Genomic DNA, 15,794 nt, shown 5'->3' with positions numbered 1-15,794 from the left:
GGCTACTAACTGTCAAGCGAAGGCGGAAATTTTTGTAAGTCACTTATGGGAAAAGCTGCGAATCTTCCCTTACCTATTTGAGCGGACTGTTCAGGGAAAAATAACTCAGAACGATTTTCCCAATACCAAGACTCAGCCTCTCTGATGATTTGATCCAATTTTGGCCATCCTTCATATCCTACCCAAATAACATTACCTAACTGGTCAGCAACTCGCCAATTAAACAAATGCTTATGATGCTCATCAGCATGTCCAAGATTAAACATGAAAATATCATCTTGGTTGTCGTAGCGAAAAATATTGCCATGCCCCTGAATTGATGCGTTATAAGCATAAGAAAAGGTCTGAACAACAGCATTATCTCCAGACCCTTCTAAAATATTTAAGTACTTGTCTACAGTTATTAAAATTCTGCCTAAACAACCTATTTCTCCATTTAGGCGAATTTGAGGGATTTCATTAAATTCATCATCGAAACCTTGCCAGCGACTAAATACAAGAGCATCTTCCACGACAAAGCCAGTATCAAGAAATTGATTCATAACAGTTCTATGAATTTCTTGATACGAAAAAAATCTATTTGGATCGTGAATACCCGTATTTCTTTTCAATCTGACCTCTAGTCTTCAGAAGCATTAACCAACTACAGATTTCGGAGAATTTTAATGCTTCACCAGTCTTTAAAGCCTGAAGCATATCTTCTGAAGACATTTTATACCGAAATTCATATTCTTGAATCTCATCATTAACTTGCTTTATCCAAGCTTGCTTTTGCTCAGGAGTCGGAATGATTGCAGCTTGAAACAAAGCATTTACACGCTCTTTGCTTTCATCCTTAGACATGAAAGAAAACTCAGATAGCTTAATTGAAGTGTCGATTGCTACCATAAAAACCCATCCTTAGCCCGTCATAAGCACTTTGTTGGCTTGTAATCACCTATTATCTAAAGATACCCTAATCAAGCGAAGAAAGCAATAATAGGAGTTTTCAGTCTGCAAATATGCGCTCTAAGAAAGTTACTATTTCAGACCAAGCAGCGGTGGTAGCATTAGAATCATAACGATAACCGTCGTCGCGCATGAATGTATGTTCTGCTTCATACAAGAAGACTTGGTGAGGTATGTTAGCATTCTCAATTGATTTTATTATGGTTTGGCGATCGCTCTCTGGGATATGAGGATCAAGAGTACCAAATACCATTAGCATCTCGCCTTTGATTTCACTTACCCGCTCAATTGTATCGGCTACCTCTTTACCCAGTTTACCACTGGGAATGCCAGTCGGGTAACAGCAGACACAAGCCCGAATTTCGCTTTTAAATGCCGCGCGGAAAGCTAAATGTCCACCAATACAAAAGCCGAGAGTGCCTATTTGATTTGGAGAAACCGCACTCTCTCCTTTCAGAAATTCAATCACAGCAAGGCAATCGGCATCATAATCAGCTACGGAGGTTCGACGAGCATCGTCATTACCCCGCATCCGTCCCAGATCGTCTGGTTCAATCACTAAACCAACTGGCTCAATTCGGTGAAAAATTTCTGGGGCTGCTACTACATAGCCGTATCCTGCTAAGTAGTTAGCTAGACGAATCATTGCATCGCCTAACTGATAAATATCACTGTAGAACACAATACCAGGGTATTTTCCTGCTGCTTTGGGAGCCGCTACATAAACACGCATCAAACTACCATCTACTCTTAACTCAACGTTGCGCTTAGTTATTTGCACTTTTTTGTCTCCGTGTTCCGCTTGCTGTCATTAGCTTCTACACTGTAGCGCCGCAGCATCCGGTTATTTTCAACCCACAATTTGGTGTTCTTTTACCATCAATGCGATCGCCTCAATACACCCATTACCTTAGCGATGTTAGGCTATATAGCTGTTTTAGTACCACTTGTAAATTTGGCAGCAGCATCAGGTGATATAGTAGCGGATTAAGAGAAAACATTATCTTTTAAATGAAAAATAATGGATAGTAGCCAAAACTCAAATAAATTTTCTGATTTCAATTCTTTTGAACTGATGAAAAACTACCAAGAAAAATATTTTAATAGCTGTAATAATATTTACAACTCTCAAGAACACAAAGATTTTAGGGAAAAAGTAGAACAACCATTTAATGATTTTTGTAATTTAATACATCAGCAAATACCAAACAAAATTGCTTTTAATAAGTCTCATGGAGTAATAAAAGTAAAAAAAGAACCGTTCAGTTATTATAATACACCTCGCTTATATAGGCATTTAGATATATTTTCAACTTTATATATAGAGATGACAGCGCTAGGTATAAGAATAGAATTTGTATATGAAACAGGTGAAATTTTAGCCCAAGCTATTGGAGCTATTAACCCTCTAATAATGTCCAAAATAGTTGCGAAAAATATACGTATATTTCATGATTTGTGCTTTGTAGATGATAATAGCTTGTCTTGGAAAAAAGATTAAATATTAAACGCTTCTTGGAAAGATTTAATTGATGATTTTAATCAATGGTTTCAAGATTATCTCCCTTTTTTATGGCTAGCAGTATCTAATGAACTAATACCATCTATTAGTAAATATATAAATCCCAATAATCCTAATTATAGCTTAAATAACTTTGCTCAAGATATTGGCTATATACAAGCAGACTTAGAACCTTGGATATGCACAATTAATCGTAAATGTCAAGCAATTTTATATGGTTCACCTGGAACAGGAAAAACTTATATTGCGGAAAAACTTGCTCAATACTTAATCGGTTGTGGTGACGGTTTCTCAGAACTGGTGCAATTTCATCCAGCATATTCTTATGAAGATTTCATTCAAGGCATTCGTCCTCAAAGTCAAAATGGAATATTAGTATATCCACTGGTTCCAGGAAGATTTTTAGAATTTTGTAAAAAAGCTGAGTCTCGTGAAGATACTTGTGTTCTAATTATTGATGAAATAAACCGTGCTAATCTTGCACAGGTTTTTGGTGAATTAATGTACTTACTTGAGTACAGAGATAGAGAAATTCCACTAGCTGGCGGTAATATGTTTCGCATCCCGAAAAATGTCCGCATTATTGGCACAATGAATACAGCAGATAGGTCTATTGCCAATATAGACCATGCGCTACGCCGCCGCTTTGCGTTTATTGAACTTCGTCCAAACTATGATGTGCTGCGACGGTATCACCTGAAAGCAGGTTTTAGAGTAGAGGGATTAATTAAGATTTTACAGCAATTAAATCAAGCGATCGCAGATAAAAACTACGAAATTGGTATTTCATTCTTTTTAACAGACAATTTACGTGAAGACATAGAAGATATATGGCGCATGGAAATTGAGCCATATTTAGAAGAGTACTTTTTTAACCAGCTAAAAAAAGTAGATGAGTTTCGCTGGGATGAAATCAAGAATAAACTATGGATATAAACCCAGCACAACCAAGAATTATTGAACTTACGGAATACGAAAATAAATTATTTCAGCGTGATGAAATACCCCATTCAGCCGGGGTCGAGTTATATGATAAATATAAAACACAAGTAGATATAGAATTTCCTACTTATAAAACTAGAGAAGATTGGAAACTTCAAGCTAAAGGATGGGTAGGTTACATTCCTGTAACTCCTGAATTGCATCTAAAAATAAATCCGAAAGTGCCTATCCAAAACCTCTTCGGAATGCTGGAATATGCCTACAATTTAAAAGGTTTTCGCTTTCTCGAAGGGCTGATGGATTGTGAATCTCTAGAAGACTTTTATAATAATCTGGCTCAAATATTAGCCCATAAAGTTTTAGAGCGGTGTCGCAAAGGATTATATCGTACTTACTTGCCTAAAACACAGCAGCTTTCTTATGTGCGGGGAAGGCTAGATGTGCAACAGGTAATTCAAAAGCCGTGGAATGTTAAACTTAAATGCGATTACGAAGAACATACGGCTGATGTTAAAGAAAATCAGATACTGGCATGGACACTTTATATCATTGGTCGTAGCAGTTTATGCTCAGAAAGAGTATCACCAATAATACGAAAAGCTTATCACGCTCTACAAGGATTAATAACGCTGCAACCTTGTAGTGCAGAAGACTGTATTGGAAGACAGTACAATCGCCTCAATCAAGACTATCAACTATTACATAATTTATGCCGATTCTTTTTAGAAAATATTAGTCCCAGTCATGAGAGGGGAAATTATAAAACCCTACCCTTTCTCGTCGATATGGCACATTTATATGAACTTTTTGTGGCTGAATGGCTTCAGAAAAACACGCCAGAAGGTTATTTTTTCAAACAGCAACATCCAATAGAAATTAGTCAGAATCGACACTTCCGTATAGATATATTACTGGGTGATGCTGCTACTGGCAAAACAATAGCAGTTTTAGATACAAAGTATAAAGCCCCTGAACAGGCAGGATATACAGATATTCATCAAATGATCAGCTACGCCAACACAACAAAATGTAAGCAAGCCTTTTTGATATATCCCAAAAACTTGACACAGCCATTAGATATTAAAAGTGATCAAATCCAAGTCCGTAGCCTCACCTTTTCCCTGGATGATAATCTCGATCGCACAGGTCAAATTTTTTTAAAAAACCTTTTTCTTTTCTACTAATCACCTTAGAATTCACACCGACAATTAATAAAGGGGATAGATGACATTCGCTTGTGGCGAAGCACCCATCCCCGAATAGCTGCCCAGATAATGAACCTGGAATCTATAGTCCGGTATCTAATCATCCCAGTATGGGCCGAGATATGGCGATTGTCACTGGGATAGATACTGATTTAAAAGATATCTACGAAAAGATAGTTACAAAATTACTCTTGTTCACCCATCGCTAACAGCGCCGTCCCGTAAGCAGCTTCTGTGTATACTGACGCTACTAGAGGAATCTGCAAATGACGCGCCCTAATTGTAGTCCAAGTATCATTCGCCGCGCCACCGCCAGCAGTATAAACCCGGCTCAACTTGTCTGCGGCCATTTGCTGTAATAATTCATACCCTCGCGCTTCTATGCGGGCAATACTTTCTAACAACCCATGCAAAAATTCCACTGGATGATCTGGGCGTGGTTCCAAACGTGGGGCTAAATTAGGATCATTAATGGGAAAGCGATCGCCTACCTTCAACAACGGATAATAATCTAACTCGCTGGCTTTTGATCCATCAATCTCACGGCTAAGGCTTTCTAACTCACCGTTTGTGAAAAATTGCTTAAGTACTGCACCTCCAGTATTAGAAGCACCCCCAGTCAGCCACAAATCACCCAGGCGATGGCTGTAAATCCCATATCTGGCATCTTCTACACGGGTACGACTTAATAACTTTAGTACCAATGTTGAACCAAGGGAAGTCACGGCTTCACCAGGTAATTTTGCCCCACTGGCAAGAAAAGCGGCAATACTATCAGTGGTGCCAGCACACACCAGACAATCACGGCGGAAACCGAACTTATCCGCAATTTCAGGGCGCAATTCGGCAATGGGAGTCCCAGGAGTTAAAACTTTGGGTAGCTGAATCGGTATTTGCAGCTTTTCTAGCCATTCTGGGTATTTCAACTCTTCCACGTCATAACCCAGCTTTAAAGCATTATGGTAATCGCTAATCCCCAACTGTCCATGTAGGAGAAACCCCAGCCAATCTGCTTGATGCAGGAAATATCTAGCTTCACTAAACGAGGGTAATTGCCTCATCCACATCAGTTTGGCTAGGCTGGAGGTGGCACTCAACACAGTATGATTGGGGGGTGCGATACTCCTCAAATGCTCTAGCACCAATGATCCCCGCGCATCGTTATACAGCAATGGTGCATCTGTTGGATTGCCAGCAGCATCTACCAGCAAGACGGTGGAAGAAGTCCCATTAATTGCGATCGCTTTAATTTCTCGCCGCAATTGGTCAGGTATTTGTTCCACCAGCACAAACAAAGCCTCTTGCCAAATTTTTGGCGTAACGGCGACTGGTGAATCCTGGAAGGGATATCGCACCTCAGCCTGAATAGAAGAGGCTTCCTCGTCAATCACCACACCGCGGGCGCCAGATGTGCCGAAGTCGATACCCAAATACAAATTCATATTTTTATAAATTTTTTTAATGGAGAATAACTAAGAACTACTGACTAATAACTGCTTTTGTTGCATCTTGTAACAAGATATTCCACAATTCTGGCAAAACAAGGAAAAGTAGTAAACGAACTGTTCAAAATCTATTCAGGTTAGGAGGTTTTCAGCCATGCCTATCTTAGATACTCTGTACATCGCTCAGATATCTTCCATCTCGGATACTCAAGTCTACATCGCTCTAGTTGTGGCGCTGATTCCAGGAGTTCTAGCTTGGCGATTAGCCACAGAACTTTACAAATAACGCTCCGATGTGACACAGTTAAAAAGCTAATAATCCTGGCATAACGGGGTGCAATTTCTAGACGCTTGTGGCTTTATGCCATAAGTAGCTAGAAACCTTGCACTTACGTAAGCCAGGTTATTTTTTAACTGGTGCAACACTTGTAGCTATTTCAAAAAAATGAAGTAATATGACAGCTAAATCAAGCAGTAATTAGTGCCAGAGCGCTTTTACAGTGCTTCCCTTCACTCAGCGAGGTTATTTTTTAGCATCATGAACGCGATTCAACCCTCCAGACCACCGTTACAACCTATACAAAAACGCCGGGTCACTCCTCGACCAAAGCGGCATCTTCGTCAACGTTCTTACCAGGTGATGGCACTGGAAAGCACAGCCAAAATAGCAGTTAATCTTGCCATTACAGCCGTTGCAGCATCTGCTTTAGCACAACTTTTGCCTTATCATTGGTTACAGCAAGAAAAGTTGCGAGAAATTAGTACTGAAGTCAAGCTGATGGAAGGACATGTGAATGCTTTGCAGACGGAATTTAGCCGTAACTTCGATCCGCAACAAGCTAAAAGTATTAGACAAGAACAAGGATATCGATTTGATCCCAGCCAGCGTCGGATCGTGTTGATGAATCAGGATCGCCGAGAAGATGAACAAACTGAGTCATCACCCTAAGACAAATAGCGAATTTGGGATTATTCAGGTTTCTTGTGATTCAGGCTACGGATAAACCGGGTGTTAATTTATATTATTGCTAATAAATAATGGTTAATAGCTAATTTTTGAATAGCTATGTAGTTATCATCTATTAGTCATTAGCGATACAGCGTCACTAAACTCCAATTCAAAATTTAATATTTTGAATTTTGAATCCTCCAGAAGGACTAATCTACCAATTAGGACGCTGATTCAGATAGCAACTCATTTAGCCAATTTTCGAGTTGTAAACGCAAGCGATAACCAGCAAGATCCTTAGTATTGTCGATAGAGGGCAGTTGAGTGAGGGCGCGACGATAATCAGCGATCGCCCAATTCCAGTCGCCCCAAAGATGGTAAGTCCTGCCGCGTTCACCCCAGATATGACCTTCTAGTTGACCGAAAAGCAGTGCTACCTCAAAATTCTCAATTGCCTCCTCATATTGCCCCAAGTCACGCCAGGTAATGCCTCGGTTAATCCACGCCCGGACATGGCGAGGATTCAAATCAATCGCTTGATCGTAGTCGGCAAGTGCTACTGCTAATTCTCCACAAGCAGCGTAGTAATTTGCTCGGTTATTATAAGCACTAGCCAAATAGGGATTAAGTTTGAGGGCGGTGTTATAGTCGTAAAGCGCTTTTTGCCTTTCGCCACTTTGAAAATAAATTAGCCCCCGGTTGTTGTAATCAACGGCATTGTGCGGATGGCGGGAAATTAGTTGGGTTAAAAGTGCGATCGCCTCAGTATAATCTCCTTGTTGAGCCGACTTCAAAGCAAAAGAGCGTAAGTAGCTTTCCCCTAAAGCAGATTCGCCACTGTCATTTTTCCGATGTTTTTGGGCTTTATGTGTAATATTTGCAACAAATTTATATTTGTTACTTTGCTGGTCGCCGTCAGCTAAAAATGAGTGAATATTCATCTTTACCTACATTAAATCCGTGCTTTTTGGAATCAAGTTCTAGTTTTTGCCTATTAGTGGTTTTACCACTATGTATATTTTTAAAGTATTTAGGGTTACATGAAAGCCATCTCAAGAGAGAACTTAAACCTAGTCGCACAAGAGAAATCTACGCCCTAAATAAACAATTGCTCCTCAAACCTAATCATGAATACTTCACCCCCAAGGTGAATTCCAGAAATAGTAGATGTCAATCTTAAAGACTAATCAAGTAGTAAGAGCGACAAATTGGTAGAATGCCAACAAGCCGTTCATTAGAAAAGAGGACACGGGGACTGGGGACTGGGGACTGGGGACTGGGGACTGGGTACTAGGAAAGAATAATTTTAATCCCAATCCCTAATCCCCAATCCCTAATCCCTAATCCCCAATCCGCAATCCCCAGTTTCTAGATTTAATTTTTAAGTTTTGAGAAATTTTCCGATGACAACCGCAATTTCCTATCCCAATGCCCCTGATTTAGCAACCGATGATTACATTGTTATCGGCTTGGCAACCTGCTTCGTCAAAGAAGATGGAGAAGTTTATCAAATCGAAGTTATAGAACCGATTCCCTCTGCGGCTTTGGAAGCCCTTTTAAAGGGCATCCCTACCTCCTATAAGCTGGCTCATGCAACAACTTTGGGAACTGTGCTGGATGGCGATTCACAACTGATGCCAGATGGCTTCCCAGAGTCGGCTCAGTTTGGAGAAGAATTTGTGCCACGGGCATTTGCAGCAGCTCGTACCTACAAGCGTCGTGAATCTGCAAAATCCCTGATTCCCTTAGGTACAAATTACACTGAATTTAAGTATTCCATTGAGCGCAAGCGGGTGTTAAATGCCGCTAGAGTTGTCACTAAAGAAGACAATGTTAAACAGCATTCTCACACTCACAAAGTTCTTTAAGAAATTATGCTAAAACTTTACGGCAGCGCTCGTAGTCGAGCCTCAATTGTCCACTGGTATTTAGAGGAAATAAAAGTTCCTTACGAATTCGTCAAGCTCGATATGCAGGCGGGTGAACATCTCCAGCCTGAATATTTGGCAATTAACCCAATTGGTAAAGTTCCAGGAATTGTTGATGGTAATTTTCAACTTTGGGAATCTGGGGCAATTTTGCTGTATCTTGCCGATAAGTATGGTAAAACTGCACTTTCACTAGAGGAACGTGCTGTATTTTCCCAATGGGTGTTGTTTGCCAATGCTACCCTCGCTCCAGGGATTTTTGGGGAAGAAAATCGGGAACGAGAAATGCCCCGCTTGTTGACTCCGTTAAATGAAATTTTCAGTAGGCAACCTTTTTTACTCGGCAATGAGTTCACTGTTGCTGATGTGGCAGTAGGGTCTGTTCTGAATTATATTCCCATGATACTGAAGCTAGACCTCAGCCCCTACCCAGCGGTGTTGAACTATATGAAGCAGTTATCTGAGCGTCCGGCATTTGAAAAAAGTATTGGCGGACGGGCTTGACTATAGCTGTTTTCAATGCAGTGAAATACAAATTGTTCGTAGGAATGCACAGATGTGCATTGGTGTCAAATTAAGCCAAAACCCATTTAAAACCTCGTTTCTAGCCTCCGGCTGGAAATGCTCTTTCATTGCGGTTCTGCCGCGAGTAAGGGAGGCGGAGCCTCAAAATAGGCATTCCCAGTCTGAGACTGGGAACGAGGTAAACGAGGTAATTTTTAACGATAATTTGTAAATTGCAAAGCCACCGGGTAGTCTTCTTGTTTGAGTCGCTGCATGACAACTTGTAAGTCATCTTTAGATTTGGCAGAAACCCGCACAGCATCCCCTTGGATTGAAGCTTGTACCTTTTTGAATTCGTCGCGAATCAATTTGGAAATTTGTTTGGCGATTTCCTGACTGATGCCTTTTTTGAGTTTGATTTCTTGACGCACGCGATTACCACTGGCTGATTCAACTTTGCCAAAATCAAAGATTTTTTGGGAGAGGTTACGCTTGGCGGCCTTTTCCCGCAGAATGTCGTGTAGAGAATCTAAGGTAAACTCGCTGTCAGTACTAACGTTAATGCTTTCTTCGACTAACTCGACAGTAGTTTGAGTGTCTTTGAGGTCGTAACGACCTTTGATGTCTCGGATAACTTGATCGACAGCGTTAACTAACTCTTGTCGGTCAAAGTCGCTCACAATGTCAAAGGAAAAAGTAGAAGCCATAAAACATTTTAGATTTTAGATTTTGGATTTTAGATTGGGTATTGGGAAAACTTTTTCCCAGTTCCCACTCCTCACTCCCCACTTAATTAGTAGCTTGAACCTATCCCACTAATAATATTTGTGCTACAAAGCTTAAGCTTATTGAGAACCGAAAACGAAAAATCAAGGTTTTCAAGCACATTTTACGAAAAGAAGTAGGGGTTTTTTGAATAGTGGGATAGGTTCTTGGATGATGCTCAAGAAGATGAGAGTGGCAGAGCCAAGGGAGCCAATGCCAAACATCAGCGAGCCTCTATCAGAGGAGCTACGCTAACACAAAAGGGGTATATTCAAAATATAGAAAATTGAGTATAGCAAACGGGCCACCACAAAGGCGATGTCTGACGACAAGCCGCTTTGCGTCTACACAGCCACTTGTGCTGTAGAAGAATTTACACCACTTACGTATGCCATTAATGCGGCTACGGCAAATACCATAAATGCTTCAAAGGTGTTCTGATGTGCCCAAGTAGCTGGTTGGGCGGATGGTGGCAATTTATTAAACATAGCACGAGGAGTAGAAAACATTTCATACCCAATACGCACACGGGCATAAGCTACCACCAAAAATGGCAAGTAAATCAGAACGCCAGCAGCAGCGATCGAGTACAAAAAAATTATCATTACTTATTAGTCATCAGTGAGCTAGCACTGTCTTCTCCCAAGGGCGATAGCGCAGCGTAAACCCTTCTCTTCTCCTTTAGAGACGCTAACACGAACCAGAGGCTTGTCTGCGACACGCTGCGCGGGCATAGCAACTCTTAGAGACGCTACGTGAATTCGCTCTAAGCGATCGCACCAGAGCGTCTGGGGGTTTCCCCCATGAGTGACTGGCGTTAGCGAGTCATCGAACGTCGGCACGAGCGTCACCCGTAAGGGTCATCAGTCATTAGTCATTATCAAATATAAAAGACAAAGGACAAATGACAAATGACTAATCAAAGTAGAAAAGCGTTACCACTTTTCTTTGTTCTTCTGCATCTTGACAAGTTTGCAACAGGGTGCGACTGTCGTGAAACGCAAAGCAGATCAGTTGCTGGCAACGAGAGACAATTTCCTTGTTGCACAAGTAACTAGCCTCAGCCAGGGACAGATTATCATTACTGGGATTTTCGACTAGATGCATTACCTGTTCTAGTTGCTGGCGCGATTCCAAAGGCTGGCGTTCCAGGCTTTGGGGTAGAATCACCGTCAACAAATTTGCATCAGCCCGCGTTGCTCCCTTGATGGCCGCTGAATTTGTCCCTGTAGCACCAGAAGTGATGATTCGATTACCCGATAAAACTAGGGCATATGTCATCATTTCAATAAGATTCTGATGCGTAATCGGGACATGACGAGAACCCAGCAATGCGATTCTTTTAGAACCCGTTTGCTGTATTGTCGCCAGTTCTTGCGCTAATGTATCGAGGTTAATAAGGTCTGTTGATTGGGTCAAAGATGGACATAATCCGATTAAACGACCCAGATATTTTACCAAACAGCGTGTAGGTACGAGGCGAACCTGAGTTAGACATTGCTACAATTTTTCGATTGTTTGGATAACTTGGTCACACCAAGCCAGCCAATGTGTTTCATAAGTAATGCCATTCAGGAGAGTCAAATACTGAAATTTTGCTGATTCTGGGAGTTCTTGCGGATTCTGAAAGCATTCTTGTTCTAAATCCTTGTATGTAGATAATTTTTTTAGGTGGGCTTTTTGGTGACGCTCTAGCTCTGCCAAGATCATCTGGTTAGAAGCAATATGGCCAGCAAAAATTTTAACAAGCAAATCATCTTTAATCGGTGTGGGTTCACAAGGTTGAGCAATCCACTCTTTGAGCTGCTGTTCTCCCAAGTCTGTAACTCTGTAGAGCTTTTTATCTGGGCGTCCTGCTTGGACAATCGACTCAGAACTGATCCATGCTTGATCTTCTAGCTTTGACAACTCTCGATAAATCTGCTGGTGACTTGCTGACCAGAAAAAGCCTACAGAGCCATCGAATCGTTTTGCTAAATCATACCCACTACAAGGGGCGTCAACGAGAGCAGCTAATATTGCGTGCGCTAATGCCATAATTTTTAATTCACTACTTGACATATGCAACTAATTGCATAATAATATTTATATGCAATTAGTTGCATAATAAACTGAAACAACATTGAGTAGTAATAGATGCCTCAAGTAATACCAGGAAGATTTACAGCCGAGATTAATGAACCCTTTGTTGTGTTTTTGATTGGGATGCGAATTAATAAATTATTCGCTTTCTCCAAATGGATTCCGACTGCAACGGCGATGTCGCCCATGCTACGAAGCCTTTACCAGAATCCCGAAAAAGGGTTTTTAGGGGGAGAAACTTTTGTTTACTGGCGAGGAGTGGGACTGATTCAGTATTGGCGATCGTTTGAAGATTTGGAGCGTTTTGCCAGAAATCCGGCTGATGCACATCTAAAAGCTTGGCAAAGGTTTAATCAAGCCATTGGTACTGATGGCAGTGTTGGCATTTGGCACGAAACTTATTTAATTGAACCGGGAAAGTATGAGGCGGTTTACGGGAATATGCCTGTATTTGGATTAGCTGCTGCAACTAAGCACGTCCCAGCTATGGGGCGGAAAGAAACAGCACGCCGTCGCCTGGGAGGTGACAGCGAGCCAGCTGTGCCTTCGCCAATAGCACAGCCCTCTAACTGATGACTGAGCATTGATGCTCTTCAATTGTTTGAGTTGATGAGCCTAAGACAATGCTGTTGCGGGAGTTAAACCCAGTTTAGATAACAAGCGGTCAATGTCAAAATGCTCAGACATTAACTGGCGAATGCACTCAACTTTAATCGGCTCGTGCAGGCGGACTTGCCCGAAAGTGCGGTCAACAATTTCTACAGTGGTGAGGGTGTCTAAGTCAACAGATAAAATGGGGATTTCTAGTTCTTCAGCGCGACTGAGAATGAATGGCGGCGGTGGTAGTTGCCCGGTGAGAATTAAACATTGGGTAGAAGTTTCCAAAGCGGCTTGCTGAATTTCCACGCGATCGCCTCCTGTTACCACTGCCATATTCCGGCGTTTGCGGAAATACTTGACAGCGGAGTTGACATTCATCGCTCCAATAGCCAGACTTTCCACCAACAAATCTAGGCGATCGTTGCGACAGAGAACATCAGCCTTTAACTGCTTGACTAGTTCGCCAACACTCACACTGCGGAGCAAATCGCTGTTCGGCAGCATTGCTAGCACCGGAATACCCTGGTATTCCAAAAATGGGCGCAAAAGGGTGTCAACCGCTTCTAGTTGGGTGAGTGGGATATCATTGATCACAACTCCAATCAAGCGATCGCCCACACGCCCTTTAGCAGCCAATAGCGCCTCAACCGAAAGTAACGATTTATAGCGGGTTACTAACAGCACAGCAGCATCCAATACTTCAGCCATTTGCAGCAAAGACAAGTTAAACAAATTGCCTTCGGAGAAATCACCAGGCCCCTCCAATAACACCAAATCTCCTTGCGACATTTGCAAATATTGCTGTATCAGGGACTGCTGATAATCGGTTTTGTCTTCCCCTCGTAAGCGCTTTTGCACATTTAGTTCATCCAAAGCCAGCATTGTAGGTGCAACACGGTTTTCCGGCAAATTGAGGCTAAGAGCGATGAATTGGACATCTTCCTCAATTACGGTTCCACTAGACGAATTCAAACACGTACCGAGCGGTTTACCGTAGGTAATATCCAGTCCTTTTTGCTGTAGCTGATGAGACAAACCCAGAACAGTTGCAGATTTACCGCTGTAAGTCTCGGTTGATCCAATCAGCAAAAATTTAGGGGATTTTGGCACACATGCACTCCTAATTTCAAAAGTCAGAAGAACCCAGCGAGGTGTTTCCTAATTCTAGTTCCTTCTGGCAAAAGCCTCTTGCTCTCACATATTAAGGTTTCCCAGAATTACCTTCTGATTGAACAAGCAGGGGGCAGGCGCTGAAGAGACTCTAAGGGTGGGAGAAAGGGTGCAGTGGAGAGGAATTTTCGCCCTGTTGCCCCTGTTCTCTGCCCAATTATTCATAGAAGATCGGGGCTGAGACTGAAGGAAGACATCTGTGTTATAGCGGTTATCACTTGAGTGAGGTACAAGAACCCCACCCCCAACCCCCTCCCCGCTCTTCGATAGGGGGCTATGATGTACTTCATGTCATTAGGAAACGCTATATCCGTATTTTGAGCACAAAATTGCTTTGACAAATATAAATTATAGATGAATATAAACTTGTCAATAGTAATATTCAGTATTTTTTTAATTTATTACTAATTCTTCTTGACTTATATCAAATTTTTATGGCAGTATAAATACACAGGCTTTTGGCACATAGCTTCATAAATTCTACAGGTTATAAAGGAAATTTAGTCAGCTTTGAGGATTGCATTATCCGCAAAGAAAAAACCTGTTGAGAATAATTAATTAGTAGTAAGTACCTGAATGGAGGTTTATTAAAAACCCTATATTTTCGTTTGACTAAGCGCTCTCAGTTTTTTGATTGAGATTGCAATCGTGTTTTGGCTTATTCACTCTGAATATATGGGAGTGAGTTGATTTTTGGTGAATAAATAATACTTCATAAGAGGAAAGATGGAACTATATACTGCTGAACTCAATTCTGTAGAAACTCAATTTATACTTAACCTTTTTCAAGAACTTCAAGATAGTTTGATTAAGGGCTGGCAAGACTTTAATACAAGTGAGAATCTCAAGATATTTAACGGATTTTTTGAATTCATTTTAAAGGCTGGATTCGACGAAAGCGAGTACAGGAAATCAATACCTAACCCTGCCTATGACAATGGCGCTAAATTTATTGGCAAACCTTTCTTGGAAACTGCAAGAAAATTTGAAGTTCATTTTGATGAAATTTTCCCTGGAAGCTTTTCTGAATCACAAGAAGCACAAAAGGAAGGTTTTGATGTTCGCCTATTTAAGCTAAAAGCTTTTTATCGCAATAAACCTTTGTGTCTATTCTTACTAAAGTTTCCTCATTATCATGAAAAATTTGGCTTTCCACTCTCACCAGAATTAGAAATTTTAGAGTTGTATTGATTGAAAAGAAAAACTCAGTGTAAGTCAAAAATCGTAAATTTTGGTCAAATAAATAGCGGACAAAAAGAAGCTGTGATCGCACTAGATTATTCCTCCAACCCTTCTTTTTAAATGTGGGAGGGGAGGATCTAATACTAAAGAAAGAGGTATTGGATATGAACACCAACTTAGAAGAATTTTCATATCTATGGGATGGCTTGGACTCTGATTGGGCACTCTTGAAATTCAATGCCTCACCTTCAGAAAAAGAACCAAGATATTTAATTGTAAACACGAAAACTAAACAGGGCTTGCTAGTTGATGATGATCTTCTATATCAGTATCTAAAAGAAACTATGCTTAAGAAAGGAGTTCGGATTCTCTCAAATTTATAATGTGTAGATAAAAATCAATTATCAGTGGATTAAAATAAAAATCTACGTAGATACAAATGAAACATATAAACACGATATCTCTCTCATTCATATTTTTTAACTAGTTTTCTCAGGAAATACTTCTAAGTGTAGATGACTTAGTAATAGGGAAAGGGATAATGCTGAAAGA

General features: G+C 40.9%; 21 protein-coding genes and 1 pseudogene. 11 read left to right on the top strand and 11 right to left on the bottom strand.

Annotated elements, in window-relative coordinates; translation table 11 throughout:
• Positions 1-5: 5 nt before the first annotated feature.
• The 3 genes from V7K30_RS13365 to V7K30_RS13355 all read right to left on the bottom strand — a co-directional run bounded on the left by V7K30_RS13365 (position 6) and on the right by V7K30_RS13355 (position 1,729).
• On the bottom strand, positions 6-542 hold the full coding sequence (locus tag V7K30_RS13365) for a hypothetical protein (RefSeq protein WP_334999831.1): 537 nt from the start codon (positions 540-542) through the stop codon (positions 6-8).
• A 34-nt stretch (positions 543-576) separates the two neighbouring features.
• Entirely contained in the window at positions 577-888 is a 312-nt protein-coding gene (locus V7K30_RS13360) for a hypothetical protein (RefSeq protein ID WP_334999830.1), read from the bottom strand.
• A gap of 100 nt (positions 889-988) precedes the next feature.
• Positions 989-1,729 carry a dienelactone hydrolase family protein gene (locus V7K30_RS13355; protein ID WP_334999829.1) on the bottom strand — a complete coding sequence of 247 codons (741 nt, stop codon included), beginning with the start codon at positions 1,727-1,729 and terminating at the stop codon, positions 989-991.
• A gap of 81 nt (positions 1,730-1,810) precedes the next feature.
• On the opposite strand from V7K30_RS13355, the gene V7K30_RS13350 reads away from it, so the two are divergent.
• Genes V7K30_RS13350 through V7K30_RS13335 form a run of 4 tightly spaced genes read left to right on the top strand, consistent with a single transcriptional unit; the run spans position 1,811 to position 4,596 of the window.
• On the top strand, positions 1,811-1,939 hold the full coding sequence (locus V7K30_RS13350) for a hypothetical protein (RefSeq protein WP_334999827.1): 129 nt from the start codon (positions 1,811-1,813) through the stop codon (positions 1,937-1,939).
• A gap of 30 nt (positions 1,940-1,969) precedes the next feature.
• Positions 1,970-2,449, top strand: coding sequence for a hypothetical protein (locus tag V7K30_RS13345; protein WP_334999825.1), 480 nt, complete (start codon positions 1,970-1,972; stop codon positions 2,447-2,449).
• Complete coding sequence (locus tag V7K30_RS13340) at positions 2,450-3,406, top strand: McrB family protein (protein ID WP_334999851.1); 957 nt, start codon at positions 2,450-2,452, stop codon at positions 3,404-3,406. It begins immediately after the preceding gene.
• Positions 3,397-4,596, top strand: coding sequence for an McrC family protein (locus tag V7K30_RS13335; protein WP_334999823.1), 1,200 nt, complete (start codon positions 3,397-3,399; stop codon positions 4,594-4,596). Before V7K30_RS13340 ends, V7K30_RS13335 begins: the two co-directional genes overlap by 10 nt.
• A gap of 206 nt (positions 4,597-4,802) precedes the next feature.
• Here the strand turns inward: V7K30_RS13335 and V7K30_RS13330 are convergent, their stop codons facing one another.
• Positions 4,803-6,059, bottom strand: coding sequence for an FGGY-family carbohydrate kinase (locus V7K30_RS13330; protein WP_334999821.1), 1,257 nt, complete (start codon positions 6,057-6,059; stop codon positions 4,803-4,805).
• 199 nt (positions 6,060-6,258) lie between these two features.
• Between V7K30_RS13330 and psaM the strand changes: the two genes are divergently transcribed.
• On the top strand, positions 6,259-6,348 hold the full coding sequence (gene psaM / locus V7K30_RS13325; protein WP_040630342.1) for a photosystem I reaction center subunit XII: 90 nt from the start codon (positions 6,259-6,261) through the stop codon (positions 6,346-6,348).
• Positions 6,349-6,600: 252 nt separating this feature from the next.
• Positions 6,601-7,011, top strand: coding sequence for a hypothetical protein (locus V7K30_RS13320; protein WP_334999819.1), 411 nt, complete (start codon positions 6,601-6,603; stop codon positions 7,009-7,011).
• A 221-nt stretch (positions 7,012-7,232) separates the two neighbouring features.
• On the opposite strand, the gene V7K30_RS13315 is transcribed toward V7K30_RS13320, so the two are convergent.
• Entirely contained in the window at positions 7,233-7,952 is a 720-nt protein-coding gene (locus V7K30_RS13315) for a tetratricopeptide repeat protein (protein WP_334999817.1), read from the bottom strand.
• Positions 7,953-8,414: 462 nt separating this feature from the next.
• Between V7K30_RS13315 and V7K30_RS13310 the strand changes: the two genes are divergently transcribed.
• Together V7K30_RS13310 and V7K30_RS13305 are read left to right on the top strand one after the other, a co-directional pair.
• Complete coding sequence (locus V7K30_RS13310) at positions 8,415-8,879, top strand: hypothetical protein (RefSeq protein ID WP_334999815.1); 465 nt, start codon at positions 8,415-8,417, stop codon at positions 8,877-8,879.
• Between the two features lie 6 nt (positions 8,880-8,885).
• Positions 8,886-9,443, top strand: a complete 558-nt coding sequence (locus tag V7K30_RS13305; RefSeq protein WP_334999813.1) for a glutathione S-transferase family protein — start codon at positions 8,886-8,888, stop codon at positions 9,441-9,443.
• A 215-nt stretch (positions 9,444-9,658) separates the two neighbouring features.
• Here the strand turns inward: V7K30_RS13305 and V7K30_RS13300 are convergent, their stop codons facing one another.
• From V7K30_RS13300 to V7K30_RS13280, 5 genes and pseudogenes are all read right to left on the bottom strand, one after another.
• Positions 9,659-10,150, bottom strand: a complete 492-nt coding sequence (locus V7K30_RS13300) for a YajQ family cyclic di-GMP-binding protein (RefSeq protein WP_334999811.1) — start codon at positions 10,148-10,150, stop codon at positions 9,659-9,661.
• 171 nt (positions 10,151-10,321) lie between these two features.
• Positions 10,322-10,813, bottom strand: a pseudogene (locus V7K30_RS13295) (MAPEG family protein).
• A 21-nt stretch (positions 10,814-10,834) separates the two neighbouring features.
• Positions 10,835-11,050: a hypothetical protein gene (locus V7K30_RS13290; protein WP_334999809.1), complete on the bottom strand. Its 216-nt coding sequence runs from the start codon at positions 11,048-11,050 to the stop codon at positions 10,835-10,837.
• Between the two features lie 73 nt (positions 11,051-11,123).
• Positions 11,124-11,627, bottom strand: coding sequence for a DNA recombination-mediator protein A (locus V7K30_RS13285; protein WP_334999807.1), 504 nt, complete (start codon positions 11,625-11,627; stop codon positions 11,124-11,126).
• A gap of 81 nt (positions 11,628-11,708) precedes the next feature.
• The gene (locus V7K30_RS13280) at positions 11,709-12,245 is read right to left on the bottom strand and encodes a PadR family transcriptional regulator (protein ID WP_334999805.1); all 537 of its coding nucleotides are present in this window, start codon (positions 12,243-12,245) and stop codon (positions 11,709-11,711) included.
• Positions 12,246-12,344: 99 nt separating this feature from the next.
• Here V7K30_RS13280 and V7K30_RS13275 point away from each other — a divergent pair, with 99 nt between their 5' ends.
• A complete protein-coding gene (locus V7K30_RS13275; RefSeq protein ID WP_334999803.1) occupies positions 12,345-12,863 on the top strand; it encodes a DUF4188 domain-containing protein in 519 nt (172 codons plus the stop codon).
• A gap of 42 nt (positions 12,864-12,905) precedes the next feature.
• Here the strand turns inward: V7K30_RS13275 and V7K30_RS13270 are convergent, their stop codons facing one another.
• Entirely contained in the window at positions 12,906-14,000 is a 1,095-nt protein-coding gene (locus V7K30_RS13270; RefSeq protein ID WP_334999801.1) for a phosphotransacetylase family protein, read from the bottom strand.
• Positions 14,001-14,786: 786 nt separating this feature from the next.
• Here V7K30_RS13270 and V7K30_RS13265 point away from each other — a divergent pair.
• Both V7K30_RS13265 and V7K30_RS13260 read left to right on the top strand, forming a co-directional pair.
• The gene (locus V7K30_RS13265) at positions 14,787-15,251 is read left to right on the top strand and encodes a hypothetical protein (RefSeq protein WP_334999799.1); all 465 of its coding nucleotides are present in this window, start codon (positions 14,787-14,789) and stop codon (positions 15,249-15,251) included.
• Positions 15,252-15,406: 155 nt separating this feature from the next.
• Complete coding sequence (locus tag V7K30_RS13260) at positions 15,407-15,625, top strand: hypothetical protein (RefSeq protein WP_334999797.1); 219 nt, start codon at positions 15,407-15,409, stop codon at positions 15,623-15,625.
• The last annotated feature ends 169 nt before the right edge of the window (positions 15,626-15,794 follow it).

The sequence above is a fragment of the Nostoc sp. genome, from assembly GCF_036917655.1.
Lineage (GTDB): Bacteria > Cyanobacteriota > Cyanobacteriia > Cyanobacteriales > Nostocaceae > Nostoc.
Note: the sequence above shows the minus strand (reverse complement) of the source record. Positions and strands in the feature narration are given on the sequence as shown.

Coding starts and splice junctions, on each gene's coding strand:
- V7K30_RS13365 (WP_334999831.1), bottom strand. CDS start 542: ATGAATCAATTTCTTGATACTGGCTTTGTCGTGGAAGATGCTCTTGTA.
- V7K30_RS13360 (WP_334999830.1), bottom strand. CDS start 888: ATGGTAGCAATCGACACTTCAATTAAGCTATCTGAGTTTTCTTTCATG.
- V7K30_RS13345 (WP_334999825.1), top strand. CDS start 1,970: ATGGATAGTAGCCAAAACTCAAATAAATTTTCTGATTTCAATTCTTTT.
- V7K30_RS13335 (WP_334999823.1), top strand. CDS start 3,397: ATGGATATAAACCCAGCACAACCAAGAATTATTGAACTTACGGAATAC.
- V7K30_RS13330 (WP_334999821.1), bottom strand. CDS start 6,059: ATGAATTTGTATTTGGGTATCGACTTCGGCACATCTGGCGCCCGCGGT.
- V7K30_RS13320 (WP_334999819.1), top strand. CDS start 6,601: ATGAACGCGATTCAACCCTCCAGACCACCGTTACAACCTATACAAAAA.
- V7K30_RS13315 (WP_334999817.1), bottom strand. CDS start 7,952: ATGAATATTCACTCATTTTTAGCTGACGGCGACCAGCAAAGTAACAAA.
- V7K30_RS13310 (WP_334999815.1), top strand. CDS start 8,415: ATGACAACCGCAATTTCCTATCCCAATGCCCCTGATTTAGCAACCGAT.
- V7K30_RS13305 (WP_334999813.1), top strand. CDS start 8,886: ATGCTAAAACTTTACGGCAGCGCTCGTAGTCGAGCCTCAATTGTCCAC.
- V7K30_RS13300 (WP_334999811.1), bottom strand. CDS start 10,150: ATGGCTTCTACTTTTTCCTTTGACATTGTGAGCGACTTTGACCGACAA.
- V7K30_RS13280 (WP_334999805.1), bottom strand. CDS start 12,245: ATGGCATTAGCGCACGCAATATTAGCTGCTCTCGTTGACGCCCCTTGT.
- V7K30_RS13275 (WP_334999803.1), top strand. CDS start 12,345: ATGCCTCAAGTAATACCAGGAAGATTTACAGCCGAGATTAATGAACCC.
- V7K30_RS13265 (WP_334999799.1), top strand. CDS start 14,787: ATGGAACTATATACTGCTGAACTCAATTCTGTAGAAACTCAATTTATA.
- V7K30_RS13260 (WP_334999797.1), top strand. CDS start 15,407: ATGAACACCAACTTAGAAGAATTTTCATATCTATGGGATGGCTTGGAC.